The sequence below is a fragment of the Bradyrhizobium sp. SZCCHNS3052 genome (genome assembly GCF_032484495.1).
GTDB lineage: Bacteria > Pseudomonadota > Alphaproteobacteria > Rhizobiales > Xanthobacteraceae > Bradyrhizobium.
In genome coordinates this window covers 343,865-365,257 of record NZ_JAUETB010000004.1, presented here as the reverse complement: position 1 = coordinate 365,257, position 21,393 = coordinate 343,865, and the positions used below count along the sequence as shown (strand labels likewise).

The 21,393-nt window shown below is 63.9% G+C and carries 22 protein-coding genes; 11 read left to right on the top strand and 11 right to left on the bottom strand.

From position 1 onward, the window contains the following. Window positions 1-29: 29 nt before the first annotated feature. From QX073_RS16630 to QX073_RS16610, 5 genes are all read right to left on the bottom strand, one after another. Entirely contained in the window at window positions 30-1,373 is a 1,344-nt protein-coding gene (locus QX073_RS16630) for a FliI/YscN family ATPase (RefSeq protein WP_410052373.1), read from the bottom strand. After that, the gene (gene sctL, locus QX073_RS16625; RefSeq protein ID WP_315825608.1) at window positions 1,373-1,990 is read right to left on the bottom strand and encodes a type III secretion system stator protein SctL; all 618 of its coding nucleotides are present in this window, start codon (window positions 1,988-1,990) and stop codon (window positions 1,373-1,375) included. Before sctL ends, QX073_RS16630 begins: the two co-directional genes overlap by 1 nt. Then, window positions 1,987-2,649 carry a SctK family type III secretion system sorting platform protein gene (locus tag QX073_RS16620; protein ID WP_315825609.1) on the bottom strand — a complete coding sequence of 221 codons (663 nt, stop codon included), beginning with the start codon at window positions 2,647-2,649 and terminating at the stop codon, window positions 1,987-1,989. Before QX073_RS16620 ends, sctL begins: the two co-directional genes overlap by 4 nt. Window positions 2,650-2,712: 63 nt before the next feature. Next, window positions 2,713-3,570 carry a type III secretion system inner membrane ring lipoprotein SctJ gene (gene sctJ, locus QX073_RS16615; protein WP_316226044.1) on the bottom strand — a complete coding sequence of 286 codons (858 nt, stop codon included), beginning with the start codon at window positions 3,568-3,570 and terminating at the stop codon, window positions 2,713-2,715. A gap of 2 nt (window positions 3,571-3,572) precedes the next feature. Further along, entirely contained in the window at window positions 3,573-4,010 is a 438-nt protein-coding gene (locus QX073_RS16610) for a hypothetical protein (RefSeq protein WP_315751845.1), read from the bottom strand. Window positions 4,011-4,352: 342 nt separating this feature from the next. Between QX073_RS16610 and QX073_RS16605 the strand changes: the two genes are divergently transcribed. From QX073_RS16605 to QX073_RS16565, 9 genes are all read left to right on the top strand, one after another. Then, complete coding sequence (locus QX073_RS16605; protein ID WP_315751844.1) at window positions 4,353-4,949, top strand: nodulation protein NolW; 597 nt, start codon at window positions 4,353-4,355, stop codon at window positions 4,947-4,949. Between the two features lie 61 nt (window positions 4,950-5,010). Next, the gene (locus tag QX073_RS16600) at window positions 5,011-5,223 is read left to right on the top strand and encodes a hypothetical protein (protein ID WP_315751843.1); all 213 of its coding nucleotides are present in this window, start codon (window positions 5,011-5,013) and stop codon (window positions 5,221-5,223) included. 263 nt (window positions 5,224-5,486) lie between these two features. Further along, on the top strand, window positions 5,487-6,002 hold the full coding sequence (locus QX073_RS16595) for a hypothetical protein (protein ID WP_315825612.1): 516 nt from the start codon (window positions 5,487-5,489) through the stop codon (window positions 6,000-6,002). Between the two features lie 514 nt (window positions 6,003-6,516). Beyond that, the gene (locus QX073_RS16590) at window positions 6,517-7,506 is read left to right on the top strand and encodes an FHA domain-containing protein (RefSeq protein WP_316226043.1); all 990 of its coding nucleotides are present in this window, start codon (window positions 6,517-6,519) and stop codon (window positions 7,504-7,506) included. Window positions 7,507-7,560: 54 nt separating this feature from the next. After that, window positions 7,561-9,576 (top strand): flagellar biosynthesis protein FlhA, encoded by a 2,016-nt coding sequence (locus QX073_RS16585; protein ID WP_316226042.1) that lies wholly within the window; start codon window positions 7,561-7,563, stop codon window positions 9,574-9,576. 148 nt (window positions 9,577-9,724) lie between these two features. Then, a complete protein-coding gene (locus QX073_RS16580; protein WP_316226041.1) occupies window positions 9,725-10,345 on the top strand; it encodes a tetratricopeptide repeat protein in 621 nt (206 codons plus the stop codon). A gap of 2 nt (window positions 10,346-10,347) precedes the next feature. Next, window positions 10,348-11,694: a type II and III secretion system protein family protein gene (locus QX073_RS16575; RefSeq protein ID WP_315784314.1), complete on the top strand. Its 1,347-nt coding sequence runs from the start codon at window positions 10,348-10,350 to the stop codon at window positions 11,692-11,694. Then, a complete protein-coding gene (locus QX073_RS16570) occupies window positions 11,691-12,338 on the top strand; it encodes a hypothetical protein (protein ID WP_315751837.1) in 648 nt (215 codons plus the stop codon). The genes QX073_RS16575 and QX073_RS16570 overlap by 4 nt, the downstream gene beginning before the upstream one ends. Before the next feature lie 427 nt (window positions 12,339-12,765). Continuing rightward, the gene (locus tag QX073_RS16565) at window positions 12,766-13,233 is read left to right on the top strand and encodes a hypothetical protein (RefSeq protein WP_315825616.1); all 468 of its coding nucleotides are present in this window, start codon (window positions 12,766-12,768) and stop codon (window positions 13,231-13,233) included. 52 nt (window positions 13,234-13,285) lie between these two features. Here QX073_RS16565 and QX073_RS16560 read toward each other — a convergent pair whose 3' ends face one another. The 4 genes from QX073_RS16560 to QX073_RS16545 form a co-directional block, all read right to left on the bottom strand. Then, window positions 13,286-14,482: an acyl-CoA dehydrogenase family protein gene (locus QX073_RS16560; protein WP_316226040.1), complete on the bottom strand. Its 1,197-nt coding sequence runs from the start codon at window positions 14,480-14,482 to the stop codon at window positions 13,286-13,288. Between the two features lie 105 nt (window positions 14,483-14,587). Beyond that, on the bottom strand, window positions 14,588-15,601 hold the full coding sequence (locus QX073_RS16555; protein WP_316166319.1) for a formamidase: 1,014 nt from the start codon (window positions 15,599-15,601) through the stop codon (window positions 14,588-14,590). A gap of 133 nt (window positions 15,602-15,734) precedes the next feature. Continuing rightward, window positions 15,735-16,298, bottom strand: a complete 564-nt coding sequence (locus QX073_RS16550; protein WP_316166320.1) for a TetR/AcrR family transcriptional regulator — start codon at window positions 16,296-16,298, stop codon at window positions 15,735-15,737. A gap of 13 nt (window positions 16,299-16,311) precedes the next feature. Further along, window positions 16,312-16,773 (bottom strand): nuclear transport factor 2 family protein, encoded by a 462-nt coding sequence (locus QX073_RS16545; RefSeq protein ID WP_316226039.1) that lies wholly within the window; start codon window positions 16,771-16,773, stop codon window positions 16,312-16,314. Window positions 16,774-17,052: 279 nt separating this feature from the next. Between QX073_RS16545 and QX073_RS16540 the strand changes: the two genes are divergently transcribed. Both QX073_RS16540 and QX073_RS16535 read left to right on the top strand, forming a co-directional pair. Further along, window positions 17,053-18,642 carry an ATP-binding protein gene (locus QX073_RS16540; RefSeq protein ID WP_315751832.1) on the top strand — a complete coding sequence of 530 codons (1,590 nt, stop codon included), beginning with the start codon at window positions 17,053-17,055 and terminating at the stop codon, window positions 18,640-18,642. Between the two features lie 90 nt (window positions 18,643-18,732). Next, window positions 18,733-19,293, top strand: a complete 561-nt coding sequence (locus tag QX073_RS16535; RefSeq protein WP_315751831.1) for a hypothetical protein — start codon at window positions 18,733-18,735, stop codon at window positions 19,291-19,293. A 27-nt stretch (window positions 19,294-19,320) separates the two neighbouring features. Here the strand turns inward: QX073_RS16535 and QX073_RS16530 are convergent, their stop codons facing one another. After that, window positions 19,321-20,682, bottom strand: coding sequence for a UDP-N-acetylglucosamine-peptide N-acetylglucosaminyltransferase (locus QX073_RS16530; RefSeq protein WP_316226038.1), 1,362 nt, complete (start codon window positions 20,680-20,682; stop codon window positions 19,321-19,323). 152 nt (window positions 20,683-20,834) lie between these two features. Further along, entirely contained in the window at window positions 20,835-21,104 is a 270-nt protein-coding gene (locus QX073_RS16525) for a hypothetical protein (protein ID WP_315715049.1), read from the bottom strand. Between the last annotated feature and the right edge of the window lie 289 nt (window positions 21,105-21,393).

The window sequence follows — 21,393 nt, the reverse complement described above, 5'->3', positions numbered from 1 at the left end:
GCGTATGCGCGTGAGCAGTGGATCGTACCTCATGACGCGAGCTGCTCGAGTTGATGGATCGTGCGATCCCACGGAACGACCTCGCCGAGGCCCTGCCGCAGAAAGGACTTGATAGCATCCTGCTTGGCGATCGCCTCATCGGCGATCGGATCGGATCCGGCCTTGTACTCCCCAACCTGCAGCAGGAACTCAAGCTCTGCATAGCGAGCTATGAGTTCACGCACCCTCCTGGCTGCAGAGCGATGACGGCTCGTCACGACCTGATCCATGACGCGGCTGAGGCTGGACACGACGTCAATCGCAGGGAAATGCGCCGACTGTGCGAGCTTAGGTGACAACGCGATGTGCCCGTCCAGAATGCTGCGCGTCTCCTCCGCGATCGGATCCGCGGTACCATCCCCCTCAACCAGCACGGTGTAAAATGCAGTGATTGAGCCGGCGACTCCGGGACCGGACCGCTCGAGCAACTCGGGCAATGCCGCAAACACCGACGGCGGAAAGCCCCGGCGCGTCGGCGGCTCGCCCGCGGCCAGTCCGATCTCACGCAATGCCCTCGCAAAGCGAGTGACACTGTCCTGCACCAGGAGCACGCGTGCGTTGCAATCCCGGAAGTACTCCGCGATCGTCACGGCGACATAGGCAGCCGTGACGCGCTCCGTCGGCGGCCGGTCGGCGGTTGCGACAATCACGACTGATCGCGCCCGAGCCGCTCCGGCCAGGCAGCGCTCGACCATTTCTCGAACTTCGCGCCCACGCTCGCCAATCAGTGCGACAACGCAGACGTCGACGTCCGCGTTCTGGACGATCTGGGCGACAAGCGACGATTTGCCCGCGCCGGGTTCGCCATAGATGCCGATCCGCTGCCCCTCGCCGCAGCTGAGCAGACCATCGATCGCCCGGATACCAAGTGACAAAGGGCCGTCAACGAGCCGCCGTGCCAAGGGCGCCGGCGCAGCTCCGCGGACTCGTCGAATCTGGTCGAACTCGGGCCATCCTCGTTCCTGAACGTCGAGAGGGCGCCCGAGCCCGTCGACGACGCGGCCGAGCAGCGCTGGCCCAACCATGATGCCGAGGGCCTGCCTTGTCGAGACGACTTCCGTTCTTGTTGAGAGACCCGCCACGTCTCCGAGAGGCGTCAGCAACGCGACTCCGCCTTCGATGCCCACGATCTCGGCCCGCAGATCAGGCGAGGCATGGGCAGAACGGAGCAAACAGATATCGCCAACACGCGCATCGGGAACGATCGCCCTGATGAGGGTCCCCGACACCTGAATCACGCGCCCGCGGATCGGGCGCAGTTGCGAACGGCCTGCAGCTTCACGCAACTGCGGCAGGATTCGCGCGAGTCGGTGCGTGGCAGAGCCTGCCGGCATCATGGCTCCACGCCCTCGAAACCGGCACGCAGCGCCAAGGCGAGCTGCTCCAGTTGGGCGTCAACGGAAACATCGATCTGCCCGAACTCGCTCCAAAGCATACAGCGCCCCGGCGCAAACTGCGGGTCCGACACGATGGTGAGCTGGTCGGCACCATCCTCCAGCAGCGTCGCCACTCGTACACGGATGGACTCCATCTCCTGCGGCGCAGTCATCAGCACGAGGGCCGTACCGGAACGCATCTCTTCGAGTGCTCTGGTGATGGCGCGCGCGGCGAGATCGTCCGGCTCAAAACTTCCGAGGATCTCCCTGATGATCTCGACGACGAGCGTGATAAGTTCGTCTTGCAGATCGGCGACGAAATCATCAACCGTGACCTTCGTTTCCGCAATCAGGCGGGCCGCCTCCTCAACTCCCGCGAGACGACCATCCTCGAAGCCTCTCATGCGCTGCTCTTCGAACGCGAGCCGGGCCTGCGCGGCGATCTGCTCGCATTGCCGCCGGGCGTCGGCAAGAGAGGCAGCCGCGGAAAACCAGGTCTCCGCCTCTTCGGCTCGAACCACGGGTCCGAGCGGATGGAACGTGCCGACAGGCTTGTCACTCTCGGGGGCTTTCACGGCACCATCCCATCGGCTAGAACGCGATCAACAATCTCCGGACCAAGCTGTTGGTGTCGCCGCGAGACCGAGGAGCCCAGCGGCGAGTTAATCGGAAATCGAAGAAGGATGCGGCTGCGCAAGGTGGCGGGGAGTCGCCAGATTGCGGCATTGAGACATTGCATCCCATCACCTCGGATGAGGTCCGCAAGCGCAGATGGATTCGGGGGGCGATCGGGTTTGGGCGACAGATCGATATTGGCGAGCGCGACCTTGTGGAGTCGGGAATCGAATTCTCCGAGATGCTCCCGGAGCGTAGTCTTGAGGACCGTGGAACGAATTGCGTGGGCATGCCAAACACCGCCGGCCAGCTCACCGACGCGGCATAGCTGCTCACAGTCGAGAAGCGCAATGCGACTGCGCGTGTCAGCGACGTCGGCTGCCGTGCAGCAATCAAGCTCATAATGCACAACGATCCGCTCTGAGATATCTCGGTGGAGTCGGTCGCAGGCGAGAATCCGTGCGGCAAGCCCGGGCGAAACGCCCGGTACGCACGCGAGAAATCGTTCAACGTGGATGTAGCGTGCCGGTAATCGACAAAACGTGTCCATATCGATCACCGGCCAATGCCCCACCGGCGCGCCGGGTTCGCAGCCACCGCCGACCTTCGGAGCACGCAAGCCAAGGGATGCTCCAGGTTGCACAAGCCTACTCATTTGCCGGCCAAGCCCACTTCAATCGCACTAGGATACGACACGCAGCCGATCACGCGCCGGCCTTCGCGCCTCCCGACGCGGCGCGTTGCGTTGCGCATATCCCACGCGTGCCCGGCGCCAGAGCTGGAAGATTCCGATCGATCCCAGCAGCCCCACCCCTACAGCGGCTGACACCTGCAGGATGAGCGGACCGTCACGCAGGGCAGATCCGTCGTGAGATAGAACGGATGCCGTCGTCTCGATCGACGTGGAGGGGCTGACTTCGACGGGATCCGAACTGCCACGCACGAAAACCACGGCCACCCTGTCGTACGTCAGTCCTTCGACACTGTTGGCAATGAGGGTCTTGATCTGCGGTAGGAGCACGGCGATTTCGGCGCGCGCGTCGTGCTTGATGAACACCGATGCCGCCGACGACGGAACCTGATCGTGACGCAACGGGTCTATCTTAGGCAGCACCACGTGGACTCGGGCAGAGATGACTCCGTCGATCTCCATGATCGTCCTTGCCAACTCTTGATTGAGCGCGTGAATCAACCTGACTCGCTCCTCTGTGGGTGACGACACCAGACCATTGCTTGAGAATATGCTGCCCATGTCTTCGAACTTCGCATGCGGCAACCCGGACGCATTCAGCAGCGTCACAGCGTCGGCAAATCGCTCCTGCTCGACCCTGACAGTATTGCTACCGTCCTTTGCCTGGAGTCGGTCGGCGGCGATGCCGTGGTGCAGCAGAAGGGCCACCATCAGATTAGCCTCCTTCTCGCTCAAGCGGCTATAGAGCTCACCCTTGCAACCGCTCAGCATGAACGCCAAGCCCAGCACCAGCGTCAAATTCAATCCGCGCCCTCGAGCGGCCAGCCATTGTTTGCCGCAACCGGCCATTCTCATTGTCCCTTCAAGAACGTGTTGAAGATCCGGGTCGACTCGGTCGAGATTTTCGACATCAGCGTCGCCTCAATGGCAAACGAGAATGCGTGCTCCAGCATTTGCAGGGCCTGACGGCCCGCGTCTGGCTTGTCCGCTCCCAGGGCCGTTCCGCCAATGTTGGAAGACGCTGGACCGGATGCTGCCGGCTCCGGCATGAGATTGAGCTCGGGCGCGACATTGCGCTGGACCCGCTCGTACGAACTCTCCATCCACTCCATCACCTTGCCGCCGAGTTGGTCGACGGCGTGCTCAGGCTCCATAGGCAGTTTAGTGACCGATCTATGCAGAGCGTCCTGAAACGACTGCTGGGCGGCCGCTCCGGGCTCAACGGCTCCGAAACTGACACCAACTGTTCCGGAAGCTGTGACGCCACCCAACGGCGCAATCGTCGTCATGTCACCGCTCCATGCCGTCTCAGGACCCCTCGTGCTCTCGCCATTGCTCACTCCAAACAAATAATGACTCACAAGGACAGCCGGACCATGGCTTACACAACGGATCAGACAGAGCTTTGCACGGCGCCCAGCGGGGCAGAGCATAATATTTTCCTAATATATTCTCCAACGCACCCGCGACCGCTGTGATTGAATGAGATGAGCTGATAGCAACAAGTACATGTGAGTCTGCTCGTGGGTACGCGCGATCAACTACACGATTGCCACGATTGTTCCGCGACAAGGCCGCACGAAGGCCACGTTTTCCCATGCGACCCTTTGGCATCTCGGGTTCTGGTCCCATTGCGCAGCGGGGCTGCGATCGCGACCGTCTGCCTGACGCTCTCGGCGGCTGCAATCCACACCACGTCCGCAGACGCGGGTGAACCTGCTTGGCCGACCGAGTCCTACAGGTACACCATCGTCGACCAAGACCTTGGCAACGTTCTTCAGGAATTCGGACGAAATACCGGCCTGCGGTTAGAGGTGAGCCCGGAAGTACGGGGACGTGTGCGCGGGCCTCTGCCTGAACTCAAGGCAAGAGAATTCATCGAGCATCTATCCCGGAACTACGGACTCGACTGGTATTTCGACGGCTTCCGGATTTATGTCACTAGCAACAAGGAAGCTTCGAGCAGGCTCGTTCAACTCGGTGCCGTGCCGCTCCAGCGTCTCGAAGCCGCACTTCGCGATCTCGCGCTCTCCGACGCGCGATTCTCACTCAGATCCATCAAGCAGGCCGACATGGCCCTGGTCTCGGGTCCCCCGCAATACATCCAAGCGGTGGAGCGTACGCTCGCAGCACTGAAGCCTCGAGCTGACCAGCCATCGTCCGTCACCGTCTATCGCGGGGAGCACGTCCAAGTGGTCAAGCTCAACGCCCCAGGCGACGTGCCATGACGCAGATCAACGGGTTCGCAAGTCCTGCCAGATCGACCGGACGGATCAAAGGAGGGTCAGAATGGCCGTAGAAGCATCGAGCATGACGACCGCGATGGCAAGCGCCTCGAGCAGCAGCGAGGCAGTCTCGGCTGAGGATCAAGCAAAGTTCGAGGAGGCGTTTCTCAGCGCAATGCCGCAGGCGGCCGCGTTCATGCTCATGACTGTTGCTCAGGACGGCATTCAGGAGATGGCATCCGTTGGCGACGAGAATAGTGCAACCCCGGATCCGTGACGGAGCATGCCGACTGACGCCTCGTTAGACCCTTTGCTCAGAACAAGACAGATAAGACATCGGATCGCAAACAAGGAGAGAGTTGCATGTCTAGGGTCAGCTCCCACGCGTCATCCTCACGTGAAGCTCACACCGGTCACATGATGGGTCCGCACGGACACGCGTCGTCCTGGCCCGGCTTTGCAGGATTTCAGCCCACGCCCGGCGGGTCGTCAGCTCATCCGGCTCATCGCTGTGATGCGGGGGATTGGTGGCAGTCGTCGATGCCGCCCGCTTCGCAGCAGCAAGATCCGCGGACGTTTTCCATAGCATCGGACGTTCTTGGATTGGTCGCGGACGCAAAGACACCTGCAGACAAGGCGGCTCTGATCTCGGCGGCCATCAGCATCCTGAGGGGCGGACCGAGCCAGTGCGACGCGCGGAACAACGGCCGCGTTGCCAAGATCCTTGGTGACCTGACCCATCAGATCACGAATTCCACTGGGCCCAGCGATCCCGCCAAAGGTCAGCTGCTCGACGGGATCGCGAAGATCCTGAAGCAACTCGTGTCCGGCCCATCCCATCAACCCGGCGCGAACAGCTCGATACTCAAGACGCTGAATCAGCTCGTCAGCCAAGTCTCAGAGGCAAAGGGACTTGACCAAGCGACGAAGAACAACATCCTCGACAAGCTTTCCTCGATCATTCTGCAACTCGCGGATTCAAGCTCGGGATCGCCATGCGACCGCTCCGCGGGACACCTCTCGGCCGACAACCATATCACCGACAGAGCTGAGTAAAGCAACGAGGCCACATTCTCGCAACGCGACGAGGGCGATGAGACCAGGACGTTGAAGGAAGCTGCGAGAGGTGCACCTCGCAAGGTGCGCCTCGGGACGGGATCCAAGCCGCCGCTTCAGCCGAGAGGTGATCAGCGTGGACAACGCTAACGATCACTTCCCGGCTGGAGGGCATTCCCCGACAGCCCAATCCTCAACGCAACACGAACATAGAGAGATAAAGCGATGTCCCATTCAACAGGCTCCGTTTCTTCGACGACGTCATCGAACTCGAGCATCGATAGCGCGATCGCGAAGATGAAGAGTGCCTTCGACGAAGCGATCAAGACGAATGCCGAGATCACGACCAAGAAGACGCACTGGGGATCGATCGAGACGGTCGCGCAGCAGCGCCCGAACGTCGGCTGATCCAGCGATCGCCCTCGGACAGCTACCAACCGCTTACGGCACGGGGCGTTCGTACCGAGCGCTCCGCTGCCAACATGGCTGCTAGGCCCTGATGGAGAGGCAGAGAATGCCGGCATCACCGTCCCCATTCGAACTCACAATCCGATCGGGCCTTCATGCCGGGGTCCGGCAAGAACTCGACGCCGGGACCTATCTGGTGGGTCACTCGATGGACGCCGATGTCGTTCTCATGGATGACTGTCTGGCTCCTTTGCACGCGCGGTTCGCGCTAGAGGCGGACTGTTGCGAAATCGAAGGCACCGCAGATAGTGTTCTGCTGAACGGCACCCTGCTCGGTGCCGGAGAAGCACGGATCAGTCGTTATCCGGCCGATGTCGTTCTGAATGGAATTCAGCTCCGCTTCACCCGCAAGCGCAGAACGACCCGCTATACCTTCTTGAGGTATGGACTCGGCACCGCCGCGATCCTGGTCTGTCTAGCCCTGCTTCTGCAGGGATTTCCCGCTGGTGCGGACAAGGTGCCCGGCGATGGCGGCTATGCCACAGCTGAGCGGCTGAGATCCCCCCGCTGCGACTCCGACTGTTCGACGAAATATCCGAGCAGGCACGCGCCCAATTCGCCCGCCCCCACCCTTACCCCCGCACGACTGCCCGGCCAGGACAGAACGGGACGGGCCGGCGCGGAGCCCGGCGCGCCGGTGGCGGATTTGAACAGCGCGGCGGACGCGCTGCGCCAGCGATTGCTGACTGCGGGCCTCACGACCGTCGAGATTGTCAGCGACTCAAACGCCATCACGGCGAGAGGAAACATCGAACCCGCGGCGTTAGGCAGGTGGCGCGACATTGAGCGATGGTTCGACGGCACGTTCGGCATTGCCATCGTGTTGACGAGCCAGGTCGAGGCGAAATCTGTAAAGCGTAGCGCCCCTTTGACCGTTCAGGCGATTTGGGCCGGAAATGGGCCGTATGTCATTGATGGACGCGGTCAGAAGCTGTTCGCAGGCGCCGTTATCAGCGAAGGGTGGATCGTCGATCGAATTGAACAAGATCGGGTCGTATTGCGTCGCGGCGCAGACCTGCTCGCCGTGAGCTTGTAAGACCATGCCGCTCTGCGTTTCGATCAATGTGACGAAGGTTTCGATCCCGCTTGGATGGAACCGCAGATTATGACGGCCATTGTCGAGAGCTTGACCCGCTGGTCGAACGACAAGCGCGAGCTTCTCGTCGTCATCCTGATCGTCAGCACGATCATGGCGATGATCCTGCCGATTCCGACGGCGCTCGTCGACGTCATGGTGTCCGTCAACATCGGCGCGTCGATTCTGCTGCTGATGGTGGCGTTCTACTTGAACGCCGCGGTCGAATTCTCCGCACTTCCGGCAATCATTCTCATATCCACGGTGTTCCGGCTCTCGATTTCCATCACCATTACGCGCCTAGTGCTCAGCCAGGCCGATGCCGGGTCCATCGTTCAGACCTTTGGCGAGTTCGTCGTTTCCAGCAATGTCGTGGTTGGGCTCGTGGTGTTCCTGATCATCACGATCGTCCAGTTCGTCGTCATCACCAAAGGATCTGAACGGGTCGCCGAAGTTGCTGCCCGATTCACGCTCGATGCGCTGCCGGGCAAGCAGATGAGCATCGATGCCGACCTTCGCAACGGCGACATCAACCAGGCCGAGGCCCGGCGCCGCCGACGCCGGCTGGAGCGCGAGAGCCAGCTCTACGGAGCGATGGACGGCGCCATGAAGTTCGTCAAAGGTGATGCGATCGCCGGTCTCATTATCATCGCCGTCAACCTCGTTGGCGGCATCGTTGTCGGCACCGTGCAGCACAGACTGCGTATCAGCGAAGCGATCCAGCTCTACTCGTTGTTGACGATCGGCGACGGCTTGGTCTCCCAAGTCCCGGCGCTGTTCGTGTCGATGGCGGCGGGAACGGTCGTGACCCGGGTTGCGACAGAAGCGCCGAGCAATCTTGGTTCCGAGATCATGGAGCAGATCACGTCGCAGCCGCAATCCCTGCAGCTGGCCGGTCTCATGATGCTCGGGCTGGCGTTCGTACCGGGTTTTCCGGCGCCGATTTTCCTTTTTATGGCCACCGTGTTCGGCGGCTCCGGCGTTGCGATGCTCTTGGCTCGACGGCGAGCCCAACGAACCTCCGGCACGGCGCAACCGTCCGACCCGTCAGAGCCCACGAGAAGTTCGCGGATCGCTATCCCGGCGGCCAAGTCTGCACCGATCATGATCCTCGCGGAAGCCGCCTTGTGCGATGAACTGCGGAGAGCCGGCATTCACGATCGGATCAGGCGGACGCGACAGGACGTGGCAGACTGGCTCGGATGCGCCTGTCCAGGGGCGGCAGTCGACCAAAGCAGCGCCCTGGCGCCCGGTCATTTCAGGATCGAGCTGCATGGCGTGCCTCTTCTGCTCTCGTCCGGTGAACTGGATCAGCCGGCAACCCGAACGGCGGGGGGACCGGCCATCTCCGCAGTCGATGCCGAGCTGCGGCGCGTTCTTGTCCGCTATGCGCCGGAGTTCCTCGGCATACAGGAGACCAAGCGCCTGCTCAACCAGTTAGAGGCTGACTACGCCGACTTGGTGCGCGAGGCCTTGCGTGTGGTCCCTACACAGCGCATCACCGATGTCCTTCGCCGGCTGCTCGACGAGCGGGTCTCCATCCGCAATCTGCGGCTGATTCTTGAGACGCTGGCCGAGTGGGGAATGCGGGAGCAGAGCAGCGTCATGCTGGTCGAGCACGTGCGGCTGGCGCTGCGCCGGCAGATCTGCTTCGAAAGCTCAGGCTTTGATCGGACCTTGCGCTGCTTCGTGCTTGATCGACGGACAGAGGAAGCGATCCGAACGGCCGTGCACGCCCTCGATGAAAACGCTCAGACGTCTCTCGATCCTGCCGTCAGCACGCGCCTGCTTGATGCGTTGACCCGGCAGCTTGCCGACGTCGATCATCTTGCCGCATCGCCGAGTATTGTACTGGCCTCCGCCGACCTGCGCCGGGTGGTCTGGACGCTGCTTGCGCCGTCCGGTCTCGATGTGGTCGTGCTCTCCTATCAGGAAATCTCAAAGGACTTTCGGGTCGAGCCGATCGCCGTCCTTGGATTGGATGAATCACGCGAGCAGGCTGAACCTTCCCCGATCCCGGCGATGCAATGAACCAGTCAACCCGCGACGACACCTGCGAGGTTTCGAGACCTGAACTATAAGACAGTGCAATATCCGTAGGAAGTACATGCGTAGCTCTGAAGGCCGGGAAACCGCGTTCAACAACCATCTGACACCGACTGCCGGTGTTTGCAGGCGAATGGCGCTGGCTGGCAGCATCGCCGGTCTGCTCTGCGCCTGTTCGTCGCTGAGCCCAGACATTGGCGGGCCGGTGCCGACGCCCACGAGCGCACGCGCCTCGGTCGAGGGTCGCAATCTCCCGGCCTCCACGGCAACCGCAGCAGCTCCCGCCAACCAAGTCGCCGGGATGGAAGACAAGGACGATCGAATCAGAAAAGCGCGAAGCGAGCTCGCCAGACATCAAGCCGAGCCCGCCCTGGCAATCTTCACCAGCGTGCTCACCTCGGACCCCGAGAACATTCCGGCGCTCAACGGCCTCGGAGTGGCTCTCGACATGCTCGGCCGCCATGACGAAGCTCAGACAGCCTATCGTCAGGTGCTCGCAATCGCTCCCGCCGACATGATCGCAAGCAACAATCTGGGCCTGTCGCTTACCTTGACGGGCCGGTACGCCGACGCGATGACGGTTCTGCGGCCGATCGCGCTCGGTGAGAGCGCCTCGCCTCGTGCACGCCAGAACCTCGTGATCGCTATGGCGCTGAGCGGAGATCGCGATGGCGCCGCCAAGCTTGCGCGGGTCGACCTTCGGGAAGAGGACGTGAGGCTCAATCTCGAGATGCTCTCGGCGATGCGGCGCTGACGATGGGACCGTTTCGAATTTCGCCATCCGCCTGGCTGACCTCGATCGTGGTGATCCTTACGATGCTGGTTCATTGCGCGCCGGCATCATCCAACGCGCGGCAACAGGTGCGAATCTACGCGTCTCAGGGCGAGATGCTGACCTTGCCCCGTCCGGCTTCCAAGGTCTTCGTCGCCGAGCCGGCTGTTGCGGACGTCCAGGTCGCGGCCGCCAACCGCGTCTTCGTTTTCGGCAAAAAGCCCGGCCGTACGACGCTCTTCGCGCTCGACGATTCCGGCGCGACCGTCGCGACGTTCCGGATTGCGATTGCCTATGACGAGAGTGATCTACGGCAGCTGCTGCGAGCTCAATTCGCAGACCTCGACGTCAGGCTGTCGCGGACGCCGCGCGGCGCGGTGCTGAGCGGGCTGGTGCCCAACGCCGACATCGCCGAGAAGGTCCGCTCCACCTGCGCGCAGTTCCTCGGCGAGGACGAGGTGCTGCTCAATCAGTTGAAGATCGGCGGTAGCACGCAGGTGAACCTGCGGGTCCGTATTGCCGAAGTCTCGCGCAACGCGGTGAAGCAACTCGGCGTCAACTGGGAGGCCGCAGGCTCGGCCGGTGGCTTCAGCTTTGGGCTCTCGTCGGCGGCCTCAGGGAGGATCAATACGCCGGCAAACGGCAGCTACAGTGTGACTGCCATCGTGGATGCGCTCGCTCAGGAGGGACTGGTTTCAATCCTGGCAGAACCGACGCTCACCGCTGTTTCGGGTCAGAAGGCGAACTTCCTGGCAGGCGGCGAATTTCCGATCCCCGTCGCCCAAGGGCTGGACCGCATCTCGATCGACTTTCGTCGCTACGGCGTGGGACTGGAGTTCACACCGACGGTACTCTCCGATCGTCTGGTCAACCTGCAGGTCAAGCCCGAGGTCAGCGAGCTCTCGAACGAAGGCGCCCTGATCATGAACGGCGCCCGCGTCCCGAGCCTGATTACCCGGCGGGCGGAGACCACAGTCGAGCTCGGCAGCGGGGAGAGCTTCGTAATCGCCGGACTGCTGCAGAACAAGTTCAACACCGGCCTGGACATGTTGCCGGGGCTGGGCGACCTGCCGGTACTGGGCGCTCTGTTCAGGTCGACACAGTTCCGGAAGAACGAATCCGAACTGATCATCATCGTCACGCCGACAATCGTTCGCCCGATCAGCGAATCGGCACGCATACCGGTCCCGACCGACTTCGTCGGGCCGCCTTCCGAGCTTGAGCGCATCATATTCGGCCGTCTTGGAACGACTCGCCCCGGGGCAGGCCCGATCGAGGTGCCGGTGCCGGGCCGGAGATTGCGTGGCGATGCCGGCTTCCTGATCGAATGACGGTCCTCCAAGGAGCGATAAACATGGCACCGATCAGAAGCGGCCTCGCCATTGCCCTCGCGGTGCTGGCTGCAGGCTGCGCTGTGGACCGGACGGCACCGCCACCGCAGCTCGCAGGTGAGACCGTTCATTACGTCTACGATGTACCTGCAGGACGCTGTTCTGCGGCGAGCTCCGGCGTCGAACACTTCGTGGCCGCGACGGCGAATGGCCGCCCTGAAAGCGTCCGTGCCTGGATCGAAGGACCGCCGGGGCCATGCACGGCGGCGATCGAGCATTCCATCATCCGAGCCGGCGTGGATCGCTCCCACGTCAGGCACGACGTTGCCTCGGCAATGCACCACGCGACGCGTGTTCACATCGATCGCCTGCTCATCAGCTCCGTTCGCTGCCATCTGTCGGATGGCTTCAATCGCGGCATCTTCGCCGACAATGCTGCCGATCCGGCCCTCGGCTGCAGCACGGCTGCGGCCTTTGGCGGCATGGTTGCGGATCCGGAGGATCTTCAAGCCGGAAAAGGACGCAGCCGCGCCGAAGGGGAACCGGCCACCCGCGCGGTCGCGAATTTGCGCGGGGAGCAGCCAACCCGTGCCGAACCAACCGGCGAGGACCGCCCGCAGACCACGGCTCATCCCGCGCAATGATTGTTCAAGCCGAAGAGCTCAGCCGTCGCCATTCCGACCTGGAGAGACCTCAGCGTCGCACGTTGCTCAAGGATAAAGCGGAAGCGATGGTGCCGTTGATCCGCAGATTTCTTGATCGCAAGCCCTCGGAGAGCTCAAATATTTTCCTGCGAAAGAGGTCGGGAGCGAAGTATCCAGAGGAGGTACGCCTCCGACTTCCACTTGAAGACGCGGTCGGGTTCGAGACAGCGGATCTCGACGTCGCAGCGTCACGGCGCTGGCTCAGCTACCAAGTTGTACGTGTTGGACTACGCGGCTAAGTCACTCTCTCCCTCGGTCTCTTCGAGTTCACTGCACGAAGACGTCGCTCCCCCCCAAAGGACTCTTTTTCGAGCCTGTCCGCGGCGACATAGATGACATCGGCTTTTGCAGCGGCCTGGATCGGGCTTTGACGCAGCGACCGCCGCGCCACGACATCGTCCCTTACAATCGCATGTGTTCGGACCGCTTCTTCTCTTTTCGGCCGGACGAGAGCGGCAGCGCACTGGGCAGCGTCGAGGTGAAGGAGGCACTGGTCTACGATCAGTACATGCGCGGCGACATCGACTTCACGGGCTTCAGGGTGACCATCTCGCTACGAGAGCAGGCCTACCAAGCCTATCTGAGTCACGTCGGCATGCGGCAACCTGAGCTGCGCGATCGCGAGTCCTGGGATGGCCGCCTTCTCTTCCGCATCCCCTCGCGTCCTTTCGCGTTTCCCATGCCGCGCGGAAACTCCGATCCGTGGACGTTCGGAAAACGGGTGGTCGCCCCATTGCAGGCGATCGCTCGGTTCGCCTTCGACGAGATCGAAATCCAACTGCTGCGTGACGACCGAGGCCGCCGCGTGACCATGGGCGAGGCTGCGTGCGACTGAGATCCCGGCTGGCAGGCGCCCTTGCGTCTGCGGGCCTGACGCGCAGCGCGCCTCAGCCACGCACCACGCCGGCCCGCGCCTTCAGGAACTCGCGCGCGACGATCAGCTTCTGCACTTCGGTCGCGCCTTCATAGATGCGCAGCGCGCGGATCTCGCGGTAGAGGCTCTCCACGATCTCGCCCTTGCGGACGCCGCGGCCGCCGAACATCTGCAGGGCACGGTCGATGACGCGCTGGGCGGTCTCGGTGGCCGTGAGCTTGGCCATCGCGGCCTCGCGCGTGGTCGGCAGCTTCTGCACGTCGCGGCGCCAGGCCGCGCGGTAGGTCAGGAGCGCGGCGGCATCGGTCTCGGTCGCCATCTCGCCGAACGCCGCCTGCGTCATCTGCAAGTCCGACAACGTGGCGCCGAACATCTTGCGGCTCTGCGCATGCGCCTGCGCCTCGTCGAGCGCGCGACGGCCGAAGCCGAGGGCGGCGGCCGCCACCGAGGCGCGGAAGATGTCGAGCGTCTGCATCGCCAGCTTGAAGCCGCCGCCGGGCGCGCCGAGCCGGCGGTTGGCCGGGATGCGGCAATTCTGCAGGCGGAGCGTCGCCAGGGGATGCGGTGCGATCACCTCGATGCGCTCGGCCACGGAGAACCCCGGATCGTCGGGAAACACGACGAAGGCGGAGATGCCGCGCGCGCCGGGCGCCTCGCCGGTGCGGGCGAACAGCGTGTAGACGTCGGCGATGCCGCCGTTGGAAATCCAGGTCTTCTCGCCATCGAGCACGTAAGTATCGCCGTCCAGCCGCGCCGCGCAGGCCATCGCGGCGACATCGGAGCCCGCCTCCTTCTCCGACAGCGCGAAGGCCGCGAGCCATTCGCCGGCGCGCACCTTGGGCAGCACACTGGCGCGCAGCTCCGGCGAGCCGCCGAGCGCGATGGCGCCGGAGCCCAGTCCCTGCATGGCGAAGGCGAAATCGGCGAGGCCGTCGGCATAAGCGAGCGTTTCGCGCGACAGGCAGATCGCGCGCGAGTCGATCGCGCCGGCATCCGCATCGGGCGCCACGACGGCGCTGTCGAGCAAGCCTGCGGCACCAAGCGCGCGCACGATCTTGCGGCAGGCGGTGTCAACGTCGTCGTGATCGACGTCGTCGAGGACGCCGGAGCCGACGAAGCGATCGAGCGCCTCGCACAGCCGATGATGCCGCGGCTCGAAGAACGGCCAGTCGAGCCAGTCGCGCGGGATGACCTTGGCCGATGCACTCATGATGGATCTGTCCGCCATATTATTTTAAGTATAAAATAATTGGCGATCGATCGGCTTGTCAAGGTTCCGGCAGCGTCATCCGCGACCCGCCGCGTCCGGTGCGCTTCACTCCGCCGCCTTGCCGAGCTTGCCGAACACGCGCGTCGGCGCCGGGAAGCCGCAGGAGGTGCCGTCGGTGATCTTGACATGATCCTCCCACGGCAACCGATAAGTGCCGGCGACCATGTCGTGCATGAAGGTGTAAGGGCAGTCCATCGCGCCACCTTTCACCGCGACATAGCCGCGGTGCCAGAGCTGGTAGATGTTGTTCTCGACGCCCCAGTTGATGCGGGCCTCGCGCACGAGATCGGGGCGCACCTCGGCGGTGATGATCTCGTCGGCGCGCCCCGTCGTGCCGTGCGCGATGATGCTGCCGTCGAAATTGACGATCATGCCCTCGCCCATCGAATCGAACGAGCCGTCGGAGCCGCACATGCAGACATTGGCCGTCACCATCAGGTTCTGGAACGCATTGGCCTGATTGGTGAAGCGCCAGCTGTCGCGGATCGGCGCGGTGTAGCCGGCGGTGCGAATCATGATTTCGGCGCCCTTGTAGGCGCATTCCCGCGCCATCTCCGGGAACATGCCGTCATGGCAGATGATGAGCGCGATCTTGGCGCCGCGCGGTCCCTCGATCACGGGTATGCCGAGATCGCCGGGCTCCCACGGCTCGACCGGAATCCACGGATGCAGCTTGCGGTAATACAGCTTGATGTCGCCGTGGTCGTCGATGATCAGACCCGAATTGTAGGGGTTGCCGTCGGGGTTGTGCTCCATGATCGAGAAGCAGCCCCAGATCTTGTTGTCGATGCAGGCCTGCCTGAACGCGGCGACCTCCGGCCCGTCGAGCCGGCACATGATCTCGGGATTGGTGTCCATCGACAGCCCGTGTAGCGAGTATTCCGGGAACACCACGAGATCCATGGTGCCGAGATTCCGCCGGGCCTTGCCGACCATCCAGACGATCTTCTCGGTCTGCCGCGCGAGGTCGTCCTTGCTCACAACGACCGGCAGCTGCAGCTGCACCAGGCCGATGACCACGCCGTTGTCGGATTTATTGAGACCGCCTAACCCGTTCATGCCGGACCTCCCTGGATGTCGCCACTGCTCGAGACGTTGCCCAAGACAACCACGATTTCACGAGAGCCGCGCGCCGATATTTCAGCCCGCCATTTGCCGCTTGCTGAGGCAGCGGTCGCCGGCGCTTCGGGAGTCAGACGACGGATGATCGTTGCAGGCGCGCTTGGAACCGCGTCAGCGCGCGGCCGAAAACGGCCGCCTCACCGGTTGCGCGCGCCAGCACCAGTGCACCCTGGATGCCGAGCACCACCTCCTCGGCGCCGTCGGCGGCCTGTGCCGCCGGCCAGCCGTCGCGGATCAGCGCATCGCGCAAGGCCTCGATCCAGCGTGTGAAGTAGCTGGCGATGGCGGCGGCGAAGCGATCCCGCGTCTCGTCGAGCGCGAACGCCCCGACGAGGCAGACGCGTCGGCCGGAACGGAAGTAGTCGTCGACGCCACTCCACATCCGCGCGATCGACTGCTCCGGCGGATCATCGCGCAGCGGCGCATAGATCTCGCGCTCGAACCAGGCGTCGACATGCGCCAGCACCGCCCGCCCCATCTCGTCCTTCCCGCCTGGAAAGAAGTGATAGAGGCTGCCTTTGCCCAATCCCGTCATCTCGGTGATCCGGCTGAGCGAGGTGCCCTCGAAGCCGAACTCGCGGAACACCTCGGCAATCAGCGGGATGACGTCGGCGCGCTCGTTGAGCGTCCGCATGGCTCTCCCTGCGTCAAAGTCCCAAGTCGGTCAGTCCGGGATGATCGTCCGGCCGGCGCCCGAGAGGCCAGTGGAATTTGCGATCGACCGCCTTGATCGGCAGGTCATTGATGCAGGCGTAACGGCGCTGCATCAGCCCCTGCGCGTCGAACTCCCAATTCTCGTTGCCGTAGGAGCGAAACCAGTTGCCGCTGTCGTCGTGCCACTCATAGGCGAAGCGCACCGCGATCCGGTTGTCGCCGTGGGCCCAGATTTCCTTGATCAGGCGGTAGTCGAGCTCCTTGGCCCATTTGCGGGAGAGGAAGGCGACGATCTCGGCGCGGCCGGTGATGAACTCGGCCCGATTCCGCCACCGGCTGTCGGGCGTGTAGACCAGCGACACGCGCTCGGGGTCGCGGCTGTTCCAGCCATCCTCGGCCATGCGCACCTTCTGGGTGGCGGTCTGCAGCGTGAACGGCGGGGCGAGAGAGCTCACGGGACATCTCCTTGTGTACTATATCGTACGGACTATACCGATCGGTACACACCGTCAACCCTCAGATGTCGAGCGGAGCTCCAGGCACAGGCTCGGCCGTGCGCAATCCGCGTCGACGCGCGAGGGCCTACTATCCCTGCGGTGCCCCTCTACCAAATGTGCGCGTCGCGACAGTCAGGACCCTTGTGTGCTCAACGGAAATTCGATGATCTGCTAAGGGAACCGACCGCGCCGCGGGGGCGACACGGTCCGTCGGCCACACTTTTGGGGATATCGGACATGTCGATGCTCACGCCGCATGGCGAGTGCCTGCTGTGGACACCTGAGCTGATCTGGGTGAACACGGTGTCCGACATCCTCATCTCCTTCGCCTTCTTCACCATCGCGTTCGTGCTCGCCTTCATCGTCTATCGCCGCCGCGACTTTCAGTTCAGCTACATCTTCTGGGCCTTCGCGCTGTGGGTGTCCGTCTGCGGGCTGACACGGCTGATCGAGGTGCTCACGATCTGGGTTCCGGCCTACAGCCTGGAGGCGGCGACCAAGGGCTTCCTGGCCTTCCTGTCGGTCGGCATCGCCGCCGCGCTGTTGCTGCTGCTGCCGCGGGTGCTGACGATGCCGTCCCGCGCCGAGCTGCGGAACGCCTATGCGCAGCTCGAGGAGGAGACGCGGCAGCGGCGCAGTGCGGAAGCCATGGTCCGGCGGTTCCAGGAGATCGAGGCCACCGAAGCGCAGGTGCGGCAGGCGCAGAAGATGGAGGCGATCGGGCAGCTCACCGGCGGCGTCGCCCACGACTTCAACAACATCCTCACCGTGATCACCGGCACCATCGAGATCCTGGCCGAGGCGGTGAAGGACCGGCCGCAGCTGGTGCAGATCACCAGCCTGATCAACTCGGCGGCGGCGCGCGGCGCCGACCTGACGAAGCACCTGTTGGCGTTCGCCCGCCGCCAGCCGCTGCAGCCGCGCAGCGTCGACATCAACGGCATGGTGGTCGACACCGCGCGCCTGCTGCGCCGGACGCTCGGCGAGCAGATCGAGATCGAATCCATGCTGGCGCACGATTCGGCGCCGGCGATGATCGACCCCAGCCAGCTGTCGACCGCGATCCTGAACCTCGCGCTCAACGCGCGCGATGCCATGCCGGACGGCGGCAAGCTGACCCTGGAAACCAAGAACGTCCTGCTCGACGCCGCCTATGCGCGCATGAACCCGGAGGTGATCCCCGGCAACTACGTGATGATCGCGGTCAGCGACACCGGCGAGGGCATTCCCGCCAACCTGCTCGACAAGGTGTTCGAGCCGTTCTTCACCACCAAGGACGTCGGCAAGGGCGTCGGCCTCGGCCTCAGCATGGTCTACGGCTTCGTCAAGCAGTCCAACGGTCACATCAAGATCTACAGCGAGCCGGGGCACGGAACCTCGGTCAAGCTGTACCTGCCGCAGGCCAATGCCGATGCCGATGCGGCACTGTCGACCATCGGCGCCGAGGGCATGGAGCGCGGCGACGAGACGATCCTGATCGTCGAGGACGATTCGCTGGTGCGCGAATATGTCATCGCCCAGATCAAGCGGCTCGGTTACACGACGCTCGCGGCCAGCAAGGCCGACGAGGCGCTGGCGCTGATCGACAGCGCGACGCGGATCGATCTTTTGTTCACCGACATCATCATGCCTGGCGGAATGAACGGCCGCCAGCTCGCGATCGAGGCGCTGAAGCGGCGTCCCAGCCTCAAGGTGCTGTACACGTCGGGCTATACGGAGAACGCGATCGTTCACCACGGCCGCCTCGATGCCGGTGTGCTGCTGCTCACCAAGCCGTATCAGAGCGCCGATCTCGCACGCATGCTGCGGACCGCACTGAACTCTTGACCGTGCGATGCGCGACGCATGATCCGGCCTGCGGGCGCGCGCGTTTCCGGGCCGGTGATGCGCACCTTCTTGCGGAGCTGAGGGACTTGAATGGCTGAGATGTTTTCACGCGGGCTGGCCGCCGTGCAGGCCTATGCGTCGGCCGATGACCCGCAGTCCGACATCGCCGCCAAGGTCGCGCTGATCATCGTCTCCAACCAGCCGTTCTATCCGCTCTATCTCCATGCTATCGTGGGCGCGGCGGCGTGGCCGGCCTGGCTGACGCTGCTCACGACGCCATTGTTCGCCAGCGTGCCGATGCTCGCGCGGCGCAGTCCGTTCGCCGGCCGCGCCTTGATGGTCCTGACCGGCACGGCCAACACGGTGTTCTCCGTCAAGCTGTTCGGCGCGCAGAGCGGCGTCGAGCTGTTCCTGCTGCCTTGCGCCCTGCTCGGCGCGCTGCTGTTCCGGCCAGCGGAGCGCCTGATGTCGTTGCCTTTGCTGGGACTGCCATTCGTGTCCTATCTGCTGATCGATGCCCGCCTTGGCGCGCCGCTGATGAAGGTCGCCAACTCCAATTACGGGTCGCTCGTCGCAATCAACGCGACCAGCGTCGGCGCGCTGACGGCCCTGATCGGGATCCTCGCTGCCGGACGCATGGCGACGCAGTAAGGCGCAGCAGGCCCGCCTCGTCCCTGCTCAAGACTTCGACGCCCAGATCGGCCCTGGCGCGCCGCCGCTGCTGCGGCGGCGCCACATCTGGTCGTAGAGATCCTGCAGCGACCGGGCATAGGCGGCAGCGTCGAACAGCGGCGCGGCCGGCCGGTTGCGCCAGAGCCTGGCCTTGGCCGCCCGCAGCAGATCCGGCTCGGCGGCGAGCGTCAGCGCCACCGCCAGATAGTCGGCCTCGTCCGATGCAATGAGCTCGGGACATCCGACCGCATGTAACAGGCTGCCAGCCACCCGCGAGGCAAACGTATCCCCGGCGCAGCTCACGATCGGCACGCCGGCCCACAGCGCGTCGCTCGCCGTGGTGTGGGCGCCATAGGGCGCGGTGTCGAGCACGAGGTCGGCGAGCTGGAGTCGGCGCAGATGCTCGCCTTGCGTCGTTTCCGGCGCGAACACCAGGCGACCGGGCGCCACGCCGCGCCGAAGCGCCTCGCCGCGCAGATTGCCCTCGGCCCGATCGGACGCCAGCAGCCACAGCACGCTGTCCGGCGTCGCGTCGAGCAGGCGGCACCACAGGTCGAACACCGCGGGCGTGAACTTGTAGGCCTGGTTGAAGCAGCAGAACACGATGCCGGCGTCCGGCAGGCCGACCTCGGCACGGGTCGGCGCCGGGCCCAGCGCCGCCCGGCCGTGCGGCTGGTACGAATGCGGCATGTAGGCAAAACTCTCCGAATAATCGGCCGCAACGGCCAGCGGCGTCATGAACGGATCGGTGATGATGTAGTCGCAGATGTCGCCGCCCAGCGTCCCGGGATAGCCGAGGAAATTCACCTGGACCGGCGCCGGGTGCAGCATCAGGATTCCGGTCCGGGCGCCGCGCGTATAGCCCTTGAGGTCGACCAGAATATCGATCTGCGCGGCATGCACCGCGGCCGCAGCGGCGCTGTCGCTCAGCGCGGTCACATCATGGAAGCCGTCGAAGACGGCGTGCAGCCGGCCCCGCATGGCGCCGCGATCGTCGGCGCCGAACGAGAACGCATGCAGCTCGCAGCGATCGCGGTCATGCGCCTCGAGCGCTTCGATCAGCAGATGCGCCGTGGCGTGGTCGTGGAAGTCGTTTGAAAGGTATCCGACACGAAGCTTGTCGCGGAATGTCAGATCGAAGCCAAAATCCAGCCGCGCCCGCTCGGCGCTGCTGGCGACGATCCGGTCGCGGGTCCACAGCTCGGAGCAAAGGCGATGCTCGCCGGCGCTCATGCCGGGCACCGATAGCAGCAGGAATGGCGGAATTTGCCCCGATCGCGCCTGCGCCAGCGACAGCCGGGCATCGGTCGACGACCGGGCGAAATCGTCCCAGGCACACATGCCGCGGTCGCGCCCGAGCGATCTCATTCAGGTCCATCCATGGCGGAGCTGACATCAGACCCAGCAAGTCCTGCGCCAGACCCCGGCCTGCAGATGAAATGGAGACGCGCTGTGACAACTCCCTCACTGTCGCTCGGGCGCCGATCGCGCCGCGGGAATGACGCGCTGTGCCCGAAGAACTACGCGGCCGCCATCTGCCGGTGCGATGGCCGGTAGGAGCCCCCGTGATGGCCAATATTGTAGTTGATGTTCGCCGGCGGTTGCGACGGTGCCTGGCGAGCGACGAAATAATCCTCGAGCTCGGCGACCGCACGGCTTTCCCATTCGGCCGCCTGCGCCAGCAGCGAGTCACGCTGATGTGGGCGAAATGCCGCAGTCTGGCGGTACAAGGAGGCGATGGTCCGATAGCGCCGCACGTTCTCGAGAACCGCTTCCCCATTCATCATCATGATGCTCTCCCCTCTCCGTCCCCCAGGACGCGCCGAAGGTGCACGCGCCCGATTTGCGAAATCGTTAGCGGGCAAGACCGCGTGCCCGGATGGTTGGCGAATCCTTGACTAACGCGGTGCGGCCGATTGTCCGCTTCGTCGAAACGGCTCGGTATCAGTTGACCGCCTCGTCGGATTTACAATGACTTAAGGTTAAGACCACACGCGCGGAAAGTGACGCCGTCACAGATACTTACGCTCACGAGTGTTGTAGTTGGACTACAGCCTAATCGGCCGAATTGTGAGAAAA

Coding starts and splice junctions, on each gene's coding strand:
- QX073_RS16630 (WP_410052373.1), bottom strand. CDS start 1,373: ATGCCGGCAGGCTCTGCCACGCACCGACTCGCGCGAATCCTGCCGCAG.
- sctJ (WP_316226044.1), bottom strand. CDS start 3,570: ATGGCCGGTTGCGGCAAACAATGGCTGGCCGCTCGAGGGCGCGGATTG.
- QX073_RS16610 (WP_315751845.1), bottom strand. CDS start 4,010: ATGACGACGATTGCGCCGTTGGGTGGCGTCACAGCTTCCGGAACAGTT.
- QX073_RS16600 (WP_315751843.1), top strand. CDS start 5,011: ATGGCCGTAGAAGCATCGAGCATGACGACCGCGATGGCAAGCGCCTCG.
- QX073_RS16595 (WP_315825612.1), top strand. CDS start 5,487: ATGCCGCCCGCTTCGCAGCAGCAAGATCCGCGGACGTTTTCCATAGCA.
- QX073_RS16590 (WP_316226043.1), top strand. CDS start 6,517: ATGCCGGCATCACCGTCCCCATTCGAACTCACAATCCGATCGGGCCTT.
- QX073_RS16585 (WP_316226042.1), top strand. CDS start 7,561: ATGGAACCGCAGATTATGACGGCCATTGTCGAGAGCTTGACCCGCTGG.
- QX073_RS16580 (WP_316226041.1), top strand. CDS start 9,725: ATGGCGCTGGCTGGCAGCATCGCCGGTCTGCTCTGCGCCTGTTCGTCG.
- QX073_RS16575 (WP_315784314.1), top strand. CDS start 10,348: ATGGGACCGTTTCGAATTTCGCCATCCGCCTGGCTGACCTCGATCGTG.
- QX073_RS16570 (WP_315751837.1), top strand. CDS start 11,691: ATGACGGTCCTCCAAGGAGCGATAAACATGGCACCGATCAGAAGCGGC.
- QX073_RS16560 (WP_316226040.1), bottom strand. CDS start 14,482: ATGAGTGCATCGGCCAAGGTCATCCCGCGCGACTGGCTCGACTGGCCG.
- QX073_RS16555 (WP_316166319.1), bottom strand. CDS start 15,601: ATGAACGGGTTAGGCGGTCTCAATAAATCCGACAACGGCGTGGTCATC.
- QX073_RS16550 (WP_316166320.1), bottom strand. CDS start 16,298: ATGCGGACGCTCAACGAGCGCGCCGACGTCATCCCGCTGATTGCCGAG.
- QX073_RS16540 (WP_315751832.1), top strand. CDS start 17,053: ATGTCGATGCTCACGCCGCATGGCGAGTGCCTGCTGTGGACACCTGAG.
- QX073_RS16535 (WP_315751831.1), top strand. CDS start 18,733: ATGGCTGAGATGTTTTCACGCGGGCTGGCCGCCGTGCAGGCCTATGCG.
- QX073_RS16530 (WP_316226038.1), bottom strand. CDS start 20,682: ATGAGATCGCTCGGGCGCGACCGCGGCATGTGTGCCTGGGACGATTTC.
- QX073_RS16525 (WP_315715049.1), bottom strand. CDS start 21,104: ATGATGATGAATGGGGAAGCGGTTCTCGAGAACGTGCGGCGCTATCGG.